Raw genomic sequence first — 17,841 nt, 5'->3', positions numbered from 1 at the left:
ATGAGAATCCGCCGCCGCGGCCAGGGGCGCCGCGCTGAGGCCGGAACGAGCCGGCATGTTGCAGGAGGTGGGAAAGACTAGCCTGGACAGGAATACGGCTCGGGAGCGCTGCTCGGGCTTGAAGCCCGGCGCGGTCCCGCAGGTTCGGACGGTTCACCTCAGGTGCTAGCGTCGTCTTTTGCCCCGTCATCTGTCCTGACCTGCGATGCGTCTGCCTGGCGGCCGGCCCATCGCGTTTGCACGCTCGCGAGACAAGGTGGGGCGCAGAACACTCGCAATCCCCATACCAATCGTCTGCGGACGATCCGTTGTGGCTACCTGCCGCCGCTCCCGAGGGAGAAGGTGGCACAGCCTGACCGGACGCCGACGGATCGCTCGATCCGGGTGTGTCCCATGGGCAGGCTGACGGGCAGCCAATTCCATTACAGACAGGTGATGGTGATTTGCAAGTCACATGACAGCCGCATTTCGCCGACCCGGTCCCCGAGCGGTTCACGCCCTCCTTGAGAGGTGGTAACCGCCTCTTAAGATTTCACCCCCGTTATGGTTAAGCCTTGGTAATATCGAACGGGATTTTCCAGCTGTTTCCGCGCATGCGCCACGCTGTTCAGGGTCCGGAAGGTCGATCGTCCCGCAATATCCTGCGGGGTGCCGCCTTCATCGCCTTGGCCTGCGGGCTCATATTCGCCTCCGTGCCGGCGCGCAGCGAGAGCAAGCCGCAGAACGAGTATCCGGTCGCGACCGATGCGCGCCTCGAGCAGAGCGGCGACAGCGTGCGCCTGACCATGACGATGTCTTCGATGGTCGAGATCGAGGCTTGGGTGCAAGCCTCGCCGGACCGCGTCATCGTCGAGATGCCGTCGACCAACTTCCAGATCCAGGGCAGCGCGAAAAAGGCTGCCGGCTTCGTCAGTGCCTATCGCTACGGCCTCTTCACCGCCGACAGGGCCCGAATCATCATCGATCTTTCGCAGCCGGCCACGATCGCCAGGACCGAGGTGAAGCCCGTGCGCGGCGGCTTCGGCGAGCTCACGATCGAGCTGAAGAAGGCTGCGCGTGCCGATTTCCTGGCCGAGGCGGCCAAGGCAAAGAAAGTGCAGGAAGCCCCTGTGCCGGCGCTTCCCGCCGCCAAGCCCCGCGGCGAGACGCGCCGCGTGGTCGTCATCGATCCCGGCCATGGCGGTATCGACCCCGGCACCATGGTTGCTTCCATCTCCGAGAAATCGGTCGTGCTCGCCTTCGGCAAGGCGCTCAAGGAGCAACTGGAAGCCTCCGGCCGCTATCGCGTCGTGATGACCCGCGACGATGACCGATTCGTCTCGCTTTCGGACCGGGTGCAGACGGGCCGCGACGAGCAGGCTGACCTGTTCATCTCGATCCATGCCGATTCGCTGATGCAGGCGCAGGATGTGCGCGGCGCCACCGTCTATACCCGCTCGGAGCGGGCGACCGACGCCGAGGCGGCCAAGCTCGCCGCCAAGGAAAACGAGGCGGATGCGGCAGCAGGGCTGGAGACGCGCGAGGAAGTTCAGGATGTTGCGGGCATCCTGATGGATCTGGCACGCCGCGAGACGCGGACCTTCACCGGCGTGTTCGCCCGCAACCTCGTCGACAAGCTCGGTGGCTCGATCAAGATGCACAAGATTCCGCTGCGCTCGGCTCGCTTCTGGGTGCTGAGCGCGCCGGACGTTCCCTCGGTGCTGATCGAGCTCGGCTACATGTCGAGCCCAAAGGACGCCGAACTGCTGAATTCGCCCGAATGGCGCGGCAAGGCGGTGACGGCGGTCTCGGCTGCGGTGGAAGACTATTTCGCCAGGGAGCGCGCCTCCGTCGGGAAGGCAGCGGAGAATCGCAACTAGAGCATCTTCGAGTGAGGCGAATACTGGTCACGCGAAGAAAATGCGACCAAACAGGGAGATGGAGCGTCGCGGCGATTCGGAGAAGCCGCGCTGGATGCTCCGGTATCGCGGTGGTGCCGCTGCGTTCCGACCCAGTGTCGGATCATGCCGAATGTGGTCGCAAGGCCACGGTTCCGCCATCTACGTCATGTTATAGCTCTGATTTGCGACGCGCCCCGATTTGGCGCCCGTCGGGTGGCAGAGATGGGGTCCAAGGCCTGAGATGCGGTTCATTCTGCGAATCTTCGGATGGTTGTTCGCCGCCGGCGCGATCGCCTTCGTGATCGTTGCTGCCTTGGCCGGCGGCCTGATCTGGCATTATTCGCAGGACCTGCCCGACTACGCCCAACTTCGGAATTACGAGCCGCCGGTGATGACGCGCGTCCATGCGGGTGACGGCAGCCTGATCGCCGAATATGCCCGCGAGCGGCGTCTGTACCTGCCGATCCAGGCTGTGCCGAAGCTCGTCGTTGACGCCTATATCTCGGCCGAGGACAAGAATTTCTACAAGCATATGGGCGTCGACCCCGAAGGTCTCGTCCGCGCCGCGATCTCCAACTATCGCAACCGCAGCGCCAATCGCCGGCCGCAGGGCGCCTCGACCATCACCCAGCAGGTCGCGAAAAACTTCTTCCTGAGCCCCGAGCAGTCGATTGAGCGCAAGATCCGCGAGGCGCTCGTCGCGCTGAAGCTCGAATCGACCTATTCGAAGGACAAGATTCTCGAGCTCTATCTGAACGAGATCTATCTCGGCGCGCCGGCCCCGGGGCAGGGCAGCTATGGCATAGCCGCCGCCGCGCTGAACTATTTCGGCAAATCGGTCCACGAGCTCAACCTTCAGGAAGCGGCCTATCTCGCCGCCCTGCCGAAGGCGCCCTCCGATCTGCATCCCTTCCGCAACCGCGACCGTGCGATCGAGCGCCGCAACTACGTCATCGACCGCATGGTCGAGAACGGCTACGTCAAGCGTGAGGTCGGCGAGGAGGCGAAGAAGCAGCCGCTCGGCGTCAATCCGCGCGCGGTTTCGCCGAACCAGATCGCGGCCGGCTATTTCGCCGAGGAGATCCGGCGCGAGCTTCAGGACCGCTACGGCGAGAAGAAGCTGCTTGAGGGCGGCCTGTCTGTCCGCGCCACCGTCGATCCCAAGACCCAGCTGATGGCGCGCAAGGCGCTTGTCGATGGCCTCGTGCGCTTCGACGAGGCGCGCGGCTGGCGCGGCGCGATCCAGAAGCTCGACACCGGCAAGGACTGGGGCGGCGCCATCGGCGAACTGCCTGTCCTCGGCGACGTCGCGCCCTGGCGGCTTGCGGTCGTGCTCGAGTCCAATGGCGACAGCGCCAAGCTCGGCCTGCATCCTCTGCGCGACAATGCTGGCCACCTCAACAAGGAGCGCCAGACCGTCACGCTTGCCGCCGATGGCATCAAGTGGACGCGCCGTGCGCGCGTCTCGCAGGCGGTTTCCGTCGGCGATGTCGTCTATGTCGAGCCGATGGAAAGCCGGCCCGGCTTTGCGCGCCTGCGCCAGCTGCCCGAGGTCAATGGCGCCATCGTTGTGATGGACCCGTTCTCGGGCCGCGTGCTCGCCATGGTCGGCGGCTTCTCGCACGACCAGTCGGAGTTCAATCGCGCGACCCAGGCGCTGCGCCAGCCGGGCTCCTCCTTCAAGCCATTCGTCTATGCGACGGCGCTCGACAACGGCTACACCCCGTCGAGCATCGTGCTCGACGCCCCGATCGAGATCGATCAGGGCCCGGGTCTCGGCATGTGGCGCCCGGAGAACTACGACGGCAAGTTCACCGGCCCGCGCACGCTGCGCTACGGCATTCAGTTCTCGAAGAACCTGATGACGGTGCGCCTCGCCAAGGATGTCGGCATGCCGCTGATCGCGGAATATGCCCGCCGCTTCGGCGTCTATGACGATCTGCAGCCCGTGCTGTCGATGGCCCTCGGCGCTGGCGAGACCACGGTCATGCGCATGACGGCGGGATATTCGATGCTCGTCAATGGCGGCCGCCGCATCCGCCCGACGCTGATCGACCGCATCCAGGACCGCACGGGCACGACCATCTATCGCCATGACCAGCGCGTCTGCGAAGGCTGCAACGCCGACAAATGGGCAAACCAGTCGGAGCCGCGCCTGATCGACAACCGCGAGCAGGTGCTCGATCCGCTGACCGCCTACCAGATGGTCTCGATCCTCGAAGGCGTGGTCAACGCCGGCACGGCGACGGTGGTCAAGTCGGTCGGCAAGCCGCTCGCCGGCAAGACCGGCACGACCAACGACGCCAAGGACGTCTGGTTCGTCGGCTTCTCGCCGGACCTTGCGGTGGGCGTCTATATGGGCTTCGACAAGCCCAAGTCGCTCGGCACCTCCGCCACCGCCGGCCAGTATGCCGCGCCGATCTTCCGCGACTTCATGACGGTCGCGCTGAAGGACAAGCCGGCTACGCCGTTCCGCGTGCCGGCCGGCATCAAGCTGATCCGCGTCGATCCGAAGACCGGCATGCGGGCTGGCGGCGAGGGCGGCATTCTCGAAGCCTTCAAGCCCGGTACCGCGCCGCCGGACAGCTATTCCGTGATCGGTGCGGCGGGGGACGGCAGCGCGCCGCTCTCCGTCGGCCCCGGCGCCGGCGGCCGCGCCATCGGTTCGGGAACCGGCGGCCTCTACTGAGCGAACGACCGTTTTGCGGTGCCCGGAGCTCTGCTCCGGGCATTTTGCTATTCGAGATTGCGTTGGCCCTCGCAGGTTCAGGCCAAGGCGGGCGTTTACAGCCGCGGCTTTCACCCCTATCTCAACGCTCGAACACAGAGCTCACAAGGACGTTTCGACGGAATCATGCGCCCCGAAATCCAGACGCAACTCGATAACGCCAAGCAGTCGATCGGACTGCTGAGGAGGCATCTTTGACTGGGATCAAGCCCAGCGCCGCCTAGCGGAACTCAACGCCCTCTCGGAGGGACCCGATTTCTGGAACGATGCCGAAGCCGCGCAGAAGCTGATGCGCGAGCGAACCTCGCTGGAAACCCAGATCGAGGGCATCACCAAGCTCGAACGCGAGCTCGACGACGCGCTCACGCTGATCGAGCTTGGCGAGATGGAGGAGGACGAGGCCACCGTCACCGAGGGCGAGCAGGCGATCAAGGCCATTCAGGACGAAGCGGCGCGCCTTCAGGTCGAGACGCTGCTCTCCGGCGAAGCGGATATGCTCGACACTTATATCGAGATCCATCCCGGCGCGGGCGGTACCGAGAGCCAGGACTGGGCCGAGATGCTGCTGCGCATGTATCGGCGCTGGGGCGAGCGGCGGAAGTTCAAGGTCGAGACGCTCGAATATCAGGACGGCGACACCGCCGGCATCAAGTCGGCGACGCTCCAGTTCAAGGGGCATAACGCCTATGGCTGGCTGAAGACCGAATCCGGCGTGCATCGGCTGGTGCGCATCTCGCCCTTTGATTCGAACGCGCGGCGTCAGACTTCCTTTGCCTCGGTCTGGGTCTATCCGGTTGTCGACGACCGTATCGTCATCGACGTGAAGGAGTCTGACTGCCGGATCGACACCTATCGCGCGCAGGGTGCGGGCGGGCAGCACATCAACACGACCGATTCGGCTGTGCGTATCACGCATCTTCCGACGGGGATCGCGGTCTCCTGCCAGCAGGAGCGCTCGCAGCACAAGAACCGGGCCAAGGCCTGGGACATGCTGCGCGCACGGCTTTACGAGGTCGAGCTGAAGAAGCGCGAAGAGAAGGCCAATGCCGAGCAGGCCTCGAAGACCGATATCGGCTGGGGCCATCAGATTCGATCCTATGTGCTGCAGCCCTATCAGCTCGTGAAGGATCTGCGCACCGGAGTGGCCTCGACAGACCCTTCCGCGGTGCTCGACGGCGATCTCGACCCGTTCATGGAGGCATCGCTGGCCCAGCGCGTCTACGGGACCGAGGTCGAGGTCGAGGACATCGACTGAGCGATCCACCGCTTCCAAACAGAAAAGCCGCGCGACCTGCGCGGCTTTTTCTGTTTTGGCCGAGGCTCAGAGCGCGTTGGCGAGGAGCTTGCCGCCGGCGCGCAGGAAGCGCGTGGGATCGACCGGCTCGTCGTTGATGCGGGTCTCGTAGTGCAGATGCGGGCCGGTCGAGCGGCCGGTCGAACCGACGCGGCCGAGGACCGAGCCGGTCTTCACGATTTGCCCGACAGAGACCGAGATCGCCGACATATGGGCGTAGCGCGTGCTCAGACCATTGGCGTGCTCGACTTCGACCATGTTGCCATAGCCGCCATTGTACTCGGCGGCGACAACCTTGCCGGGCGCGGTGGCGAGGATCGAGGCTCCCGTCTCGGCCCGGAAATCGACTCCGGTATGCAGGGCGAGCCCGCGGGTGAAGGGGTCGGTCCGGTATCCGAAGTTCGACGTGAAATCGTGGTCGCCGGCCATCGGCCGGGCGAGGGGGAGCTGATCGATCACGCCGCGCAGGCGCATAACCGAGGCCATGCGCGGCTGCAATGCGGTCAGCGTCGCCTCGAACGGGCCGGCGGCAGGGTCGAGCTTGACCGGGACGAAGGGGCCGCCGACACCACCTGCATTGCCCGGGGGCGAAAGGCGCTCGGCGTCGAGGCCGGTCTCCGCCAACGCGGTGCGGAGCCGCTTCTGGGTCGCGGCCAGTGTTTCGTCCATGTCCTTCAGCGCGGCGATCTGGGCTTCGGTCGTGCTCGCCATGGCCTTGTCGAGCCGGGTCAGCGTGGCTTCGACGCGCTTGGCGGGCGGCTCGGCCGGCGCCTCGCCCGATTGCCAGCCCTCGGCGGCATTGGCCTCGGCGCCGCGCAGCGGCGGCGCTTCCGGGGCCGGCATCGGCTTGGTCGGCATGATCGGCGCGAAACTCGTGACGCCGGAAGCGCGGATCGGCTCGGCCGGCTTGATGACGTTCGCGCGCAGCGGCAGCTTCGCGGCCGGCGCGAGGCCGTTCGATTGCAGCGAATCGGCGAGGGCGGTGACGAGAGACTGGCGCGATTCGAGTTCGGCCTGCCGGGTCGCGAGCTCGTCGACTCGTGATTCGACGCCGTCCTGGTCGAGCAGGGCACGGCTGGCATAACGGTCGATATCGGCGCGCAATGCCGCGATCCGGTCTTCATAGGCGTATTGGCGGGTGGTTTCGCGGGCTATCAGCCGGGCGGCGAGGTCGTCCCGGCTGAGGATGTACCAGGCGGCGCCGCCAGAGCAGGCCGTGGTGAGGGCGAGCCAGGCGAGCCCGGCGAGCATCGTCGAGCGGCGGATCGTGTAGGTCTTGTGGGTGACCAGGCCGACGGCCGAGAGAGCGGGGCCCGTTTGTGACTGATGATGCATACGCGGAACCGGAAAGAACGCTGCCGATGCCGCAATTAGAGATCGTTAGGGTTAATCTTTCGCAAATTCTGACGCAGCCGGCTTACAAGTCCCGCGCTGCAGCCAGCACGTCCTCGGCATGGCCGGCGACCTTGACCTTGCGCCAGATCCGGGCAAGGCGGCCCTCGGCGTCGATCAGGAAGGTCGACCGTTCGATCCCCATGAATTTGAGGCCATATAGGCTCTTCTCGACCCAGATGCCGTAGGCGGAAGCGAGCTTCTGCTCCTCGTCGGCCAGCAGAGCGAAGTCCAGCTCATATTTGCGCTTGAAATTGCCGTGACGCTTCACGGAATCCGGCGACACGCCGATAATCTCTGTCCCGCAATCCGCGAAGGCCTGCCGCAGGCGGTTGAAGGCGATCGCCTCCTGCGTGCAGGCCGGGGTGTTGTCTTTCGGATAGGCGTAGAGCACGACCTTCCGGCCGCGCAGCTCCGACAGGCTGATCTCGCCGCCACCGTCCCGCGGCAGCCTGAAATCGGGGGCCGGATTACCTTCCTGCAATGTCATGGCCGTCGCCTTCCTTTTGTCGCCTTCTCGCTGCATGGACCGCCGAACACGATAAGGCAGGCCGGCGATACTATCGGCCAGCGAAGCAAGTGGCATGTCCTTTCCGGATTGCCGAATCGCTTCGTCTGGCCTCATCGACATGCATGCCGTCTGGCGGGATTGCGGCAAGAGGCGAACAGACGCACTCTGCGGCAGGCCGATGCCCGGCGCCGAAAAGGACCACGCGCATCTTGGCGGATGAGGAAGTAGGGGCCACGGCTTCGCGGCGTGCTGAAACGCAGGCCGAACGCGAAGCCTGTGAGGTCGAGATCGTGAAGCGCGGCGCGAAAGCCGGGCTGGCGACGATCTGCGTCGCGATCACGGTGGCCATTCTGGTTCTGGCGGGCGCAGCGGTCACGCTTCTGGCGACCGGGATCATCCCGCTGTCGGGGCTGGAGGGGCGCATCTCCGCGGCGATCGAGGAGCGGCTGGGGCCGGGCTGGACGGTCGAGGCTGCATCGGCGGAGCTCAGCCGGACGGATGGCCATTCCCAGCTCAAGGTTCGCCAGGTCCTGTTCCGGCATGCCAGTGGCGCGATCATCCGCGCGCCTGAAGCCGTTCTCGGCTATGAGCCCCTCGCGCTGCTCAAGGGCGATATCCGGCTGGTTTCCGTCGATCTGCGCGGCGTCAATGTCCGCCTCGGCGTCAACAAGGAAGGCGTTCTCGTCGTCAACGCCGACGCGGCGCCCGCCGAGACGCCGCCGACGCCGGCGCTGCCGGATGCCGCGCAATGGAACGCCTTCACCGGTATCATGGGGGCGATCTCGATGCTGGCGCGCGGCGACGGGCTGCTGGGCTCGCTGGAGACCGCCGGCATGAATGGTGCCCGGCTGGCGCTCGTCGATCCCGACGGTCGTCAGAAGGCGGGCCTCGAGGATGTCGAGATCAGGCTCACCCGCACCGGCGAGCGCGGAACCCGCCTGACCATGAAGGGACGCACCGGCCAGCGCTGGAAGGACATCGCCGTCGATCTGTCGACCGAGGCCGACGGCACGCAGCGAGCCGACATCGACATCCTGCGCTTCGAGCCGGCCGAGATCGTGGCGCTGGCCCTGGGCACCGGGGTGAGCCTGGAAGGCCTGCCGCTCCAGGGCAAGGCGACGCTCCGCCAGACGCCGGATGGCCGCAAGTCGATTACCGCGCAGATCGATATCAGCGCCGGCCAGGTGCGTTTCCCGGATGGCCCGATGCCGCCGATGGCGGTCGATTCCGTCCATCTCGAACTGGCGAGCGGCGCCGACCTCACGCAGCTCGACATCCGCAAGGCCGAGTTCAGGGCCGGTGCGACGCAGTTGATCGGGACCGGCTCGCTCCGCGCCGACAACGGGGCCTGGGTCGCTGCTATCGATGCCGGGGGCCAGCTCGCTGGCCTCGATGCCACGGACCCTGCCGTTCGCATCGACAGCCTGAAGGCAGCGCTGAAAATCGACCCGGCGAACGCCACGGTGACGATCGAGCAGGCGGCGATCCGCGGACCTGCCGCGACCGTCGACATGACCGCCTTTGTCCAGAAGCAGGGCGAATCCCCGCAGCAGCGCTTCACGATCAAGGCGCGTGATTCCGACGTGCGGGCGCTCCTCGCGATCTGGCCTGAATTCACCTCGACCCATGTGCATCAGACCTTGCACCATCAGCTCGCAGCCGGCCGGATGAAGTCGCTGTCGGTCGATCTCGACCTGCCGGCGGCCGATCATGCCCGCCTGATCCGCGGCCATGGTCTGCCGGACGGCGCCCTTTCGGTCCTGATCGATGCCGACCAGGTGCGCTATCTGCCCGATCCCGGCTTGCCGCCGCTGGCGGACGCGACCGTCACCGGAAAGGTGACGGGCCGGACCGTGCAGCTGGCGATCGGCAATGCCACCGCCGAGCTTGGCAACGGACGGCAGCTGCTGCTCAGCGAAGGCAGCTTCGCCATGCCCGACTACGCGATGCACCGGGCCCCGGCCCGGATCGGCTTCCGGTCGCAGGGCTCGATGGATGCGCTGGCCGCGCTGTTCGCCTTTCCGTCGCTGAAGGATTTCAATCTGGGCCAGATCGACCCTGGCGCCATCAAGGGCACCAGCGACCTCAAGGTCACCATCGGCCTGCCGCTCGCAAATGATCTGAAGCCGGACGAGGTTACGGTGGCCGCGACAGGGACGCTGACGAATGTCAGCTCGGATACGCTCCTGGGCAGCGAGAGGCTCGAAGGCGGCAATCTTTCCGTCAATGTCGATCGCAACGGTCTGGCCCTGAAGGGCGATGCGCGCATCGGCGGCGACAAGGCCACCATCGAGCTGAAGCAGAGCGGCAAGGGGCAGGGCGAAGCCACCCTCCAGCTCAACCTCGACGCAGCAGCCCGGCAGAGGCGTGGCTTCGGCGCGGATTCCGGCATTTCGGGAACGCTCCCCGTGAAGGTCACGAAGGTTCTCGGCAAGGGCGGCGATGGACCGCCGCGCGTCGAGATCGATCTGACCAAGGTGGCGCTCGATGGCGTCGTTCCCGGCCTGAGCAAGCCGGCCGGCCGCGCGGGCAAGCTGAGCTTCCTCTATGTCAACGACGCTGACGGGCCGGATCTGGAGGATTTTACGCTCGATGCGGCGCCCGCCCTGATCAAGGGGCGCGTCGAGCTGAACAGACAGAACGGCCTCGACGCCGCCAGCCTGTCGCAGTTCCGTCTCTCTCCCGGCGACAATCTGAAGCTCGACCTGAGGCGGGACGGCAACGTCACCAAACTCTCGGTGCGCGGCGCCGTCGCGGATCTGCGCCCCTTCATCAAGGATATCCAGGGCGCGGTCCCATCGCCCAAAGGCGGGGACAAGGCGGGAGCCAGGGATGGCGACTACGATGTCGACCTCGACGTGCCGATCCTGACCGGCTTCAACAACGAGGCCATCACCAACGGCACGCTCAAGCTTTCCAGGCGGGGCGGCGAGATCCGGACGGCAAACTTCCAGGGCCGGATCGGCAAGGCCGATGTGACGGCGCGCCAGGGCCGGCAGGGTGAGCGCCTTGTCGTGCAATCCGAGAATGGCGGCTCGCTGCTGCGCTTCCTCGATCTCTACAACAGGGCCCATGGCGGTGATCTCGTCCTGACCATGGGGGCGGGACCAAGCCAGAGCGGCGATCTGATGTTCCGGAACTTCATCGTGCGCGACGAGCCGGCCCTGCGCCGCGTGGTCGGTGCCCAATCCGCAAGCGCTTTCTCGGGGGACCGCGCCGAGGAGCAGCGTATCGACACCTCCGAGGTCGCCTTCACCAAGCTCAAGGCCGAATTCACCCGCTCGACCAGCCGGCTCGACGTTTCCGAGATGGTGATCTGGGGCCAGCAGGTCGGCTTCACCTTGCAGGGCCATGTCGACTACGGGCGTGACCGCGTCGATATCGGCGGCACCTTCGTGCCGGGTTATGCCTTCAACAACGCCTTCGCCCAGGTGCCGGTGGTCGGCGCCTTGCTCGGCGGCGGCAGCCAGTATGGCGGCCTCTTCGCGGTGAACTTCCGGATTTCGGGCCCGGCCAGCGCGCCGACCATGACGATCAATCCGCTCTCGGCGATCGCACCGGGCATCCTGCGTCGCTTCGTCGATCCGCTCGGCGGCGCGCCGGCTCAGCGCCCGGTCCAGCCGGGCCAGGCGCCGCCGCGCTGAGCGGAGTGCTGCCGAGGCTTATTCGGGCCGCAGCAGGATGTGCTTCTTCTTGCCGAAGGAGAGCTTGATCGCGCCATCCGTGGACAGATCGCCGAGGCCGAGCGTCGCACGCTCGTCGGACACCACCGCATCATTGACGCGCAGGCCGCCGGCCTTCACCTGGCGGCGGGCCTCGCCGGTCGAAGGCACGAGCCCAGCCTTGACGAAGGCCGTCAGCACGCCCAGTCCCGGCTCGATCTCGCCGCGCGGGATCGCCACGCTCGGCAAGTCGGCGGCCGTTTCGCCTTCCTCGAAGGTCCTGCGCGCCGTCTCGGCAGCGGCTTCAGCGGCCTCGCGACCGTGAACGATGGCGGTGATCTCGGTGGCGAGGATCTTCTTCGCTTCGTTGAGCTCGGCGCCGCCGAGCGCGGCCAGCTTGGCGATCTCGTCCATCGGCAGACGAGTGAACACCTTGAGGAAGCGGCCGACATCGGCGTCCTCGGTGTTGCGGAAATACTGCCAGAAATCATAGGGGCTGAAGACATCGGCATTGAGCCAGACCGCGCCATTCGCGGTCTTGCCCATCTTGGCGCCGGAAGAGGTCGTCAGCAGCGGCGTCGTCAGGCAATAGAGCTGCGGGCCGCCCATCCGGTGCGAGAGATCGACGCCGTTGATGATGTTGCCCCACTGGTCGGAGCCGCCCATCTGCAGGCGGCAGCCATAGCGGCGGTTGAGCTCGACGAAGTCGTAGCCCTGCATGATCATGTAGTTGAATTCGAGGAAGGACAGCGACTGCTCGCGGTCGAGCCTGAGCTTCACCGAGTCGAATGAGAGCATGCGGTTGACCGAGAAATGCCGGCCGACATCGCGCAGGAACTCGACATAGTTCAGCTTCAGCAGCCAGTCGGCATTGTTGGCCATCATCGCGTCGGTCGGCCCGTCGCCATAACGCAGGATGCGGCCGAAGACGCGCTTGATGCTGTCGATATTGGTCGCGATCTCCTCGACCGTCAGCAGCTTGCGCTGGTCGTCGCGGAAAGAGGGGTCGCCGACCATCGAGGTGCCGCCGCCCATCAGCGTGATCGGGCGGTGGCCGGTCTCCTGGAACCAGTAGAGCATCGTCAGCGAGATCAGGTTGCCGATATGAATGCTGGTCGCGGTCGCGTCATAGCCGACATAGGCCGTCTGCGTTCCCTGCCGGCACAGAGCATCGAGGCCCTCCGCATTGGAGACCTGATGGATGAGGCCGCGCTCGTCGAGCACGCGCAGGAAATCGGACTTGTAGGTGGTCATGGCGGCTTGCGATCTGATGGAGGTCGTTCCGCCGTCGTCTAGAGCATCGGGCCGAAAAGTGGAAATCGCTTTTGCTGGGAATGCGCTCCCGACCTTATCCCGGAATGCGATTGAGCCACGGATCGATGGCGTCTCGTGGATGGGGCGGGTCCACGACATCACGCGGAAGGCCGAGTTCGCGGAGCGCGCGATCGTCAAGTGCGGCCAGGCGGTGCTGCGCGCGGATGCCGGCCGCGTGGCGCTGCCAGAGCGTGAACAGGCCGTGCAGAAGGGACGAGCCGCCGGATGTCTCCAGCGGCGCCGCAGGGGAGGCGCAGGTCATGATGTGATCCTCTCGGAGGCGAGCGCTGCCACCCGCTTTGTGCGGATGAAACTGGGCCAGACAGAACGCGGCGACAAAGCGGAAGATTGTCACCTGCCATAAAGAGGGCTTATGCTTCGATATGCCCGTGCAACCGCCACCGCCGAAGCTTCCGCCCCTTGCAGCAGTCCGCGTCTTCGAGGCTGCGGCGCGTCATCAGAACTTCACCCGCGCGGCCGAGGAACTCGGGATGACGCAGGCTGCGGTGAGCTATCAGATCCGTTTGCTGGAGGACCGCGTCGGGGCGCCGCTCTTCGTGCGTCAGCCGCGCCAGGTCGTGCTGACCGCGATCGGCCAGCGGCTCGCCGGGCCAGTAGGCAAGGCGCTCGCCGATATCGGAACGGTGTTCCGCGACATCTGCGAGCAGAACCAGACCGTCCTGACGATTTCCTCGCTGCAGACCATGGCGATCACCTGGCTGTCGCCGCGCCTGGCCCAGTTCCAGGTCGAGAATCCGCAATTTGAGGTGCGGGTGGGAACGACAGAGCACCTCGTGAATTTTGCGACGGAATCGGTTGATGTCGCGCTGCGCTACGGGCTGGGGGATTGGCCCGGCCTCGTGGCGGAAAGGCTGTTTGCCTGTCATTACGCGCCGCTATGCACGCCGGAGCTGCGCGAGCAGCTGCAGCTGCGCGAGCCTCGGGACCTGCTGCGGGCGCCGATGCTGAGTCCGATGGATATCTGCTGGAAGAGCTGGTTCGCCGACGTCGGCGTCGATGTGCCCAAGCTCGGTGGGCGCGCGACGATGGCGCTGCAGATGCAGGCGATGAGCATTCAGGCGGCGCTGCGCGGGCATGGTGTCGCGATGGCGATACCGGAACTCTTCGCCTACGATATCGCAGCCGGGCGGCTGGTCTTCGCCATCGACCATGCCGTTCGCGACGAGCGTTCCTATTGGGTCGTCTACCCGCAGGAGCGCCAGCGCGAGCGCAAGATCAGGCTGTTCCGCGACTGGGTTCTCGGGGAAGCCCGGGCAGCCTGCATGAAGCTGCCCGTTCTCGCCGGAAGCCGGGGCGTTGCCGTCCCGGCGGTCTGAGCGTCCGGGTCAGGCCTGTTCCTGCTCGGATTTGAGGATCTCGGGGCCGACCTTGCGGTCGAGATAGACGCCGACCTGCTCCATCAGCTGCTCGACGCGGCCGTCGAAGAAGTGGTTGGCGCCGTCGACCACGGCATGCTCGATCTGGATGCCCTTCTGGGTCTTCACCTTCTCGATCACCGCCATGACTTCCTTGACCGGGGCGACGCGATCCTCCGAGCCATGGACGAACAGGCCCGAGGACGGGCAGGGCGCGAGGAACGAGAAGTCGTAGCGGTTCGCCATCGCCGCGATCGAGAGGAAGCCCTCGATCTCCGGGCGGCGCATCAGCAGCTGCATGCCGATCCAGGCGCCGAAGGAGACGCCGGCGATCCAGCAGCTCTTGGCCTCCGGGTTGAGCGCCTGCATCCAGTCGAGCGCGGCGGCGGCGTCCGAAAGCTCGCCGGCACCGTGGTCGAACTGGCCCTGGCTGCGGCCGACGCCGCGGAAGTTGAAGCGCAGCGCCGAGAAGCCGCGGTTCACGAAGGTGTAGAACAGGTTGTAGACGATCTGGTTGTTCATCGTCCCGCCGAATTGCGGGTGCGGGTGCAGGATGATCGCCAGCGGCGCGCCGCGCTTCTTGGCGGGCTGGTAGCGGCCCTCGATCCGACCTGCCGGCCCGTTGAAAATCACCTCTGGCATCGTCTCACCGCTTCCTGTCGGGGACGCCGGCGCAGGCGGGCAGAAAGCGGGCGCATGCCCGCTCGAAACCCGGCCACCCTTGACGGCGCCACCATGCGCGCCCTAGATGAAGAGCGCTTAGAATAGTTCTAACAGCCGTGAACAAGTCGAGAACAAAACGGTGGATCGCTCATGCGAACCGCGTTTCGACCGTTCCGGCCAGTTCGGATGGGCGGCTATAGCACGGCGCACAGGTGCAATTTCAAGCATTTCGTATCGGCGAGCCGAGCATTGACGAAGATGGAGCAAGCAGGATCGTGACGGCGGGACGCGCCTATCTCGACCACAACGCCACAACCCCGGTCCGGCCGGAGGTGGTGGAGGCGGTTGCGCATGCGCTTTCCCTGCCCGGCAATCCGTCTTCCGTCCATGGCGAAGGCCGCGCCGCGCGCGGCGCGCTGGAGCATGCGCGCGAGCAGGTCGCTGCGCTCGTCGGTGCCAAGGCCTCGAACATCGTGTTCACCAGCGGCGGCACCGAGGCCAATGTCACGGTGCTTTCGCCTGGCCTGATGGATTGCGACGGCGGGCGCGATTGCATTCGCACGCCCGCCTCCCTGCTGCTCTACAGCGCCACCGAGCACGCCTGCGTGCGCGAGGGGCACCGTTTCGCCACTGGGGCAGTCGAGGCGATCCCGGTCGACGGGAACGGTCTGGTCGATCTCGCCTGGCTCGACGAACGGCTCGCCCGCTTCGTGGCGGATCATCCCGGCGCGCGCGCGCTCGTCTCGATCCATCTCGCCAACAACGAAACCGGCGTCATCCAGCCGATCGCTCAGGCGGCCGAGATCGTGCATCGTCATGGCGGCCTGCTGCACAGCGACGCCGTGCAAGCGGCGGGCAAGATCGCCATAGACATCGCGACGCTTGGCGCCGATGTGCTGACGCTCTCGGCACACAAGATCGGCGGGCCCAAGGGTGTCGGCGCGATCGTCTTCCGCACCGGCGCGCTCGAACTTGCCGACAAGCCGATGCGCGGTGGCGGGCAAGAGCGAGGCTGGCGCGCGGGAACTGAAAACCTGCCGGGAATCATTGGCTTCGGCGCAGCGGCTGATGTCGCGCGCGAGCTTCTGACCGAGGAGGCGGAGCGGCTTGCGCAACTGCGGGACCGGCTGGAAGCGGGGCTTGCGACTCTCTCGCCGGAGACGGCGATCTTCGGCCAGGCGGCACCACGCCTGCCCAATACCAGCGCCTTCGCGACGCCGGGCCTCAAGGCAGAGACGCTGCTGATCAAGCTCGATCTTGCGGGGGCAGCGCTATCCTCCGGTTCGGCCTGCTCCTCGGGCAAGGTCAAGCGCTCGCATGTGCTCGACGCGATGAAAGTTGCCCCCGCCATGAGCGCCGGGGCCTTGCGGGCCTCGCTCGGATGGACCACCTGCGAGGCGGATATCGATCTTTTCCTCGCGGCCTACGGCAAGCTCGTGGCCGCGGACACAAATCGGAGCGCCCGGGCTGCCGCCTGAGCGTTCCGCAACACGAAGACTGAACCGGCGGGCCCTTGAACCCGCACTGGAGACTGAACATGGCAGCGGTCCAGGAGACCATCGATCAGGTCAAGTCAATTGACGTGACCGAGTACAAATACGGCTTCGTCACGGAGCTCGAGGTCGAAAAGCCGGCCAAGGGCCTCACCGAGGACACCGTCCGCTACATCTCGGCGCGCAAGAACGAGCCGGAATGGATGCTCGAATGGCGGCTGGACGCCTTCCGCCGCTGGAAGACCATGACCGAGCCGGTCTGGTCGCGTGTGCAGTACCCGCCGATCAATTATCAGGATCTCTATTACTACGCCGCCCCGAAGAAGGGCGCTTCGCCGAAGTCGCTCGACGAGGTCGATCCGGCGATTCTGGATGCCTATAAGAAGCTCGGCATTCCGCTCCGGGAGCAGGAGATCTTGGCCGGCGTGGCGCCGGAGAACCGCGTCGCGGTCGATGCTGTCTTCGATTCCGTTTCGGTGGTGACGACCTTCAAGGCGGAGCTCGCCAAGGCCGGCGTGATCTTCTGCTCGATCTCGGAGGCGATCCAGGAGCATCCCGAGCTGGTGAGGAAGTACCTCGCGACCGTTGTGCCGGTCACGGACAATTACTTCGCCACGCTCAACAGCGCAGTCTTCACCGACGGCTCCTTCGTCTACATCCCCAAGGGCGTGCGCTGCCCGATGGAGCTGTCGACCTATTTCCGCATCAACGAGCAGAACACCGGCCAGTTCGAGCGCACGCTGATCATCGCCGACGAAGGCGCCTATGTCAGCTATCTCGAAGGCTGCACGGCGCCGAAGCGCGACGAGAACCAGCTCCACGCTGCCGTTGTCGAGTTGATCGCGCTTGATGATGCCGAGATCAAGTACTCAACCGTGCAGAACTGGTATCCGGGCGATGCCGAGGGCAAGGGCGGCATCTACAACTTCGTGACCAAGCGCGGCGACTGCCGCGGCAAGAACTCGAAGATCTCATGGACGCAGGTCGAGACGGGATCGGCGATCACCTGGAAATATCCGTCCTGCATCCTGCGCGGCGACGGCTCGCGCGGCGAGTTCTACTCGATCGCCGTATCGAACGGGGCACAGCAGGTCGATAGCGGCACCAAGATGCTGCATCTCGGCAAGAACACGACCTCCAAGATCATCGCCAAGGGCATCGCGGCCGGCAAGTCGGACTCGACCTATCGCGGCATGGTCTCGGCCCACCGCAAGGCGACCGGCGCGCGCAATTTCACCAATTGCGACTCGCTGCTGATCGGCGACCAGTGCGGCGCGCACACCATCCCCTATATCGAGGCCAAGACCGCGACCGCGATCTTCGAGCATGAGGCGACCACCTCGAAGATCGGCGAGGACCAGATGTTCTACTGCCAGCAGCGCGGTCTCTCCGAGGAGGAGGCGGTGGCGCTCATCGTCAACGGCTTCGTCAAGGAGGTGCTGCAGCAGCTCCCGATGGAATTCGCCGTCGAGGCGCAGAAGCTGATCACCATTTCCCTTGAAGGCTCCGTGGGCTGACGCCCGGTCGT

General features: G+C 65.8%; 12 protein-coding genes. 7 read left to right on the top strand and 5 right to left on the bottom strand.

Going from position 1 to position 17,841, the window contains the following annotated elements:
- Positions 1–593: 593 nt before the first annotated feature.
- The 3 genes from AC1DE3_RS20840 to prfB all read left to right on the top strand — a co-directional run bounded on the left by AC1DE3_RS20840 (position 594) and on the right by prfB (position 5,863).
- On the top strand, positions 594–1,859 hold the full coding sequence (locus tag AC1DE3_RS20840; protein WP_476778197.1) for an N-acetylmuramoyl-L-alanine amidase: 1,266 nt from the start codon (positions 594–596) through the stop codon (positions 1,857–1,859).
- Between the two features lie 262 nt (positions 1,860–2,121).
- Positions 2,122–4,569 carry a penicillin-binding protein 1A gene (locus AC1DE3_RS20835; RefSeq protein WP_441513450.1) on the top strand — a complete coding sequence of 816 codons (2,448 nt, stop codon included), beginning with the start codon at positions 2,122–2,124 and terminating at the stop codon, positions 4,567–4,569.
- Between the two features lie 165 nt (positions 4,570–4,734).
- Positions 4,735–5,863 (top strand): peptide chain release factor 2 gene (prfB, locus tag AC1DE3_RS20830; RefSeq protein ID WP_441513449.1). Its coding sequence is split into 2 segments (ribosomal slippage): positions 4,735–4,803 and positions 4,805–5,863, totalling 1,128 coding nucleotides; the frame shifts between segments, so codons are not numbered across the junction.
- A 66-nt stretch (positions 5,864–5,929) separates the two neighbouring features.
- On the opposite strand, the gene AC1DE3_RS20825 is transcribed toward prfB, so the two are convergent.
- Complete coding sequence (locus tag AC1DE3_RS20825) at positions 5,930–7,237, bottom strand: M23 family metallopeptidase (protein ID WP_441513448.1); 1,308 nt, start codon at positions 7,235–7,237, stop codon at positions 5,930–5,932.
- 82 nt (positions 7,238–7,319) lie between these two features.
- On the bottom strand, positions 7,320–7,784 hold the full coding sequence (locus AC1DE3_RS20820; RefSeq protein ID WP_476778198.1) for a peroxiredoxin: 465 nt from the start codon (positions 7,782–7,784) through the stop codon (positions 7,320–7,322).
- 230 nt (positions 7,785–8,014) lie between these two features.
- Between AC1DE3_RS20820 and AC1DE3_RS20815 the strand changes: the two genes are divergently transcribed.
- Positions 8,015–11,449: a hypothetical protein gene (locus AC1DE3_RS20815; RefSeq protein ID WP_476778199.1), complete on the top strand. Its 3,435-nt coding sequence runs from the start codon at positions 8,015–8,017 to the stop codon at positions 11,447–11,449.
- Positions 11,450–11,467: 18 nt separating this feature from the next.
- Here the strand turns inward: AC1DE3_RS20815 and tyrS are convergent, their stop codons facing one another.
- A complete protein-coding gene (gene tyrS, locus AC1DE3_RS20810) occupies positions 11,468–12,721 on the bottom strand; it encodes a tyrosine--tRNA ligase (protein ID WP_476778200.1) in 1,254 nt (417 codons plus the stop codon).
- Between the two features lie 94 nt (positions 12,722–12,815).
- Positions 12,816–13,043, bottom strand: a complete 228-nt coding sequence (locus tag AC1DE3_RS20805; RefSeq protein WP_476778201.1) for a hypothetical protein — start codon at positions 13,041–13,043, stop codon at positions 12,816–12,818.
- A gap of 127 nt (positions 13,044–13,170) precedes the next feature.
- Here AC1DE3_RS20805 and gcvA point away from each other — a divergent pair, with 127 nt between their 5' ends.
- Positions 13,171–14,118, top strand: coding sequence for a transcriptional regulator GcvA (gene gcvA / locus AC1DE3_RS20800; RefSeq protein WP_476778202.1), 948 nt, complete (start codon positions 13,171–13,173; stop codon positions 14,116–14,118).
- 9 nt (positions 14,119–14,127) lie between these two features.
- Here the strand turns inward: gcvA and AC1DE3_RS20795 are convergent, their stop codons facing one another.
- Entirely contained in the window at positions 14,128–14,799 is a 672-nt protein-coding gene (locus AC1DE3_RS20795) for an alpha/beta hydrolase (protein WP_149129147.1), read from the bottom strand.
- Positions 14,800–15,092: 293 nt separating this feature from the next.
- Between AC1DE3_RS20795 and AC1DE3_RS20790 the strand changes: the two genes are divergently transcribed.
- Both AC1DE3_RS20790 and sufB read left to right on the top strand, forming a co-directional pair.
- The gene (locus AC1DE3_RS20790; protein ID WP_476778756.1) at positions 15,093–16,298 is read left to right on the top strand and encodes a cysteine desulfurase family protein; all 1,206 of its coding nucleotides are present in this window, start codon (positions 15,093–15,095) and stop codon (positions 16,296–16,298) included.
- Positions 16,299–16,357: 59 nt separating this feature from the next.
- Positions 16,358–17,830 (top strand): Fe-S cluster assembly protein SufB, encoded by a 1,473-nt coding sequence (gene sufB, locus AC1DE3_RS20785; RefSeq protein ID WP_476778203.1) that lies wholly within the window; start codon positions 16,358–16,360, stop codon positions 17,828–17,830.
- Positions 17,831–17,841 lie beyond the last annotated feature (11 nt).

The sequence above is a fragment of the Allobosea sp. 10L417 genome, from assembly GCF_056395485.1.
Note: the sequence above shows the minus strand (reverse complement) of the source record. Positions and strands in the feature narration are given on the sequence as shown.

Bases quoted from the DNA above. Each gene is read 5' to 3' on its own strand.
- tyrS (WP_476778200.1), bottom strand. From the start codon at position 12,721: ATGACCACCTACAAGTCCGATTTCCTGCGCGTGCTCGACGAGCGCGGC.
- AC1DE3_RS20805 (WP_476778201.1), bottom strand. From the start codon at position 13,043: ATGACCTGCGCCTCCCCTGCGGCGCCGCTGGAGACATCCGGCGGCTCG.
- AC1DE3_RS20795 (WP_149129147.1), bottom strand. From the start codon at position 14,799: ATGCCAGAGGTGATTTTCAACGGGCCGGCAGGTCGGATCGAGGGCCGC.
- AC1DE3_RS20835 (WP_441513450.1), top strand. From the start codon at position 2,122: ATGCGGTTCATTCTGCGAATCTTCGGATGGTTGTTCGCCGCCGGCGCG.
- AC1DE3_RS20820 (WP_476778198.1), bottom strand. From the start codon at position 7,784: ATGACATTGCAGGAAGGTAATCCGGCCCCCGATTTCAGGCTGCCGCGG.
- AC1DE3_RS20840 (WP_476778197.1), top strand. From the start codon at position 594: ATGCGCCACGCTGTTCAGGGTCCGGAAGGTCGATCGTCCCGCAATATC.
- sufB (WP_476778203.1), top strand. From the start codon at position 16,358: ATGGCAGCGGTCCAGGAGACCATCGATCAGGTCAAGTCAATTGACGTG.
- AC1DE3_RS20825 (WP_441513448.1), bottom strand. From the start codon at position 7,237: ATGCATCATCAGTCACAAACGGGCCCCGCTCTCTCGGCCGTCGGCCTG.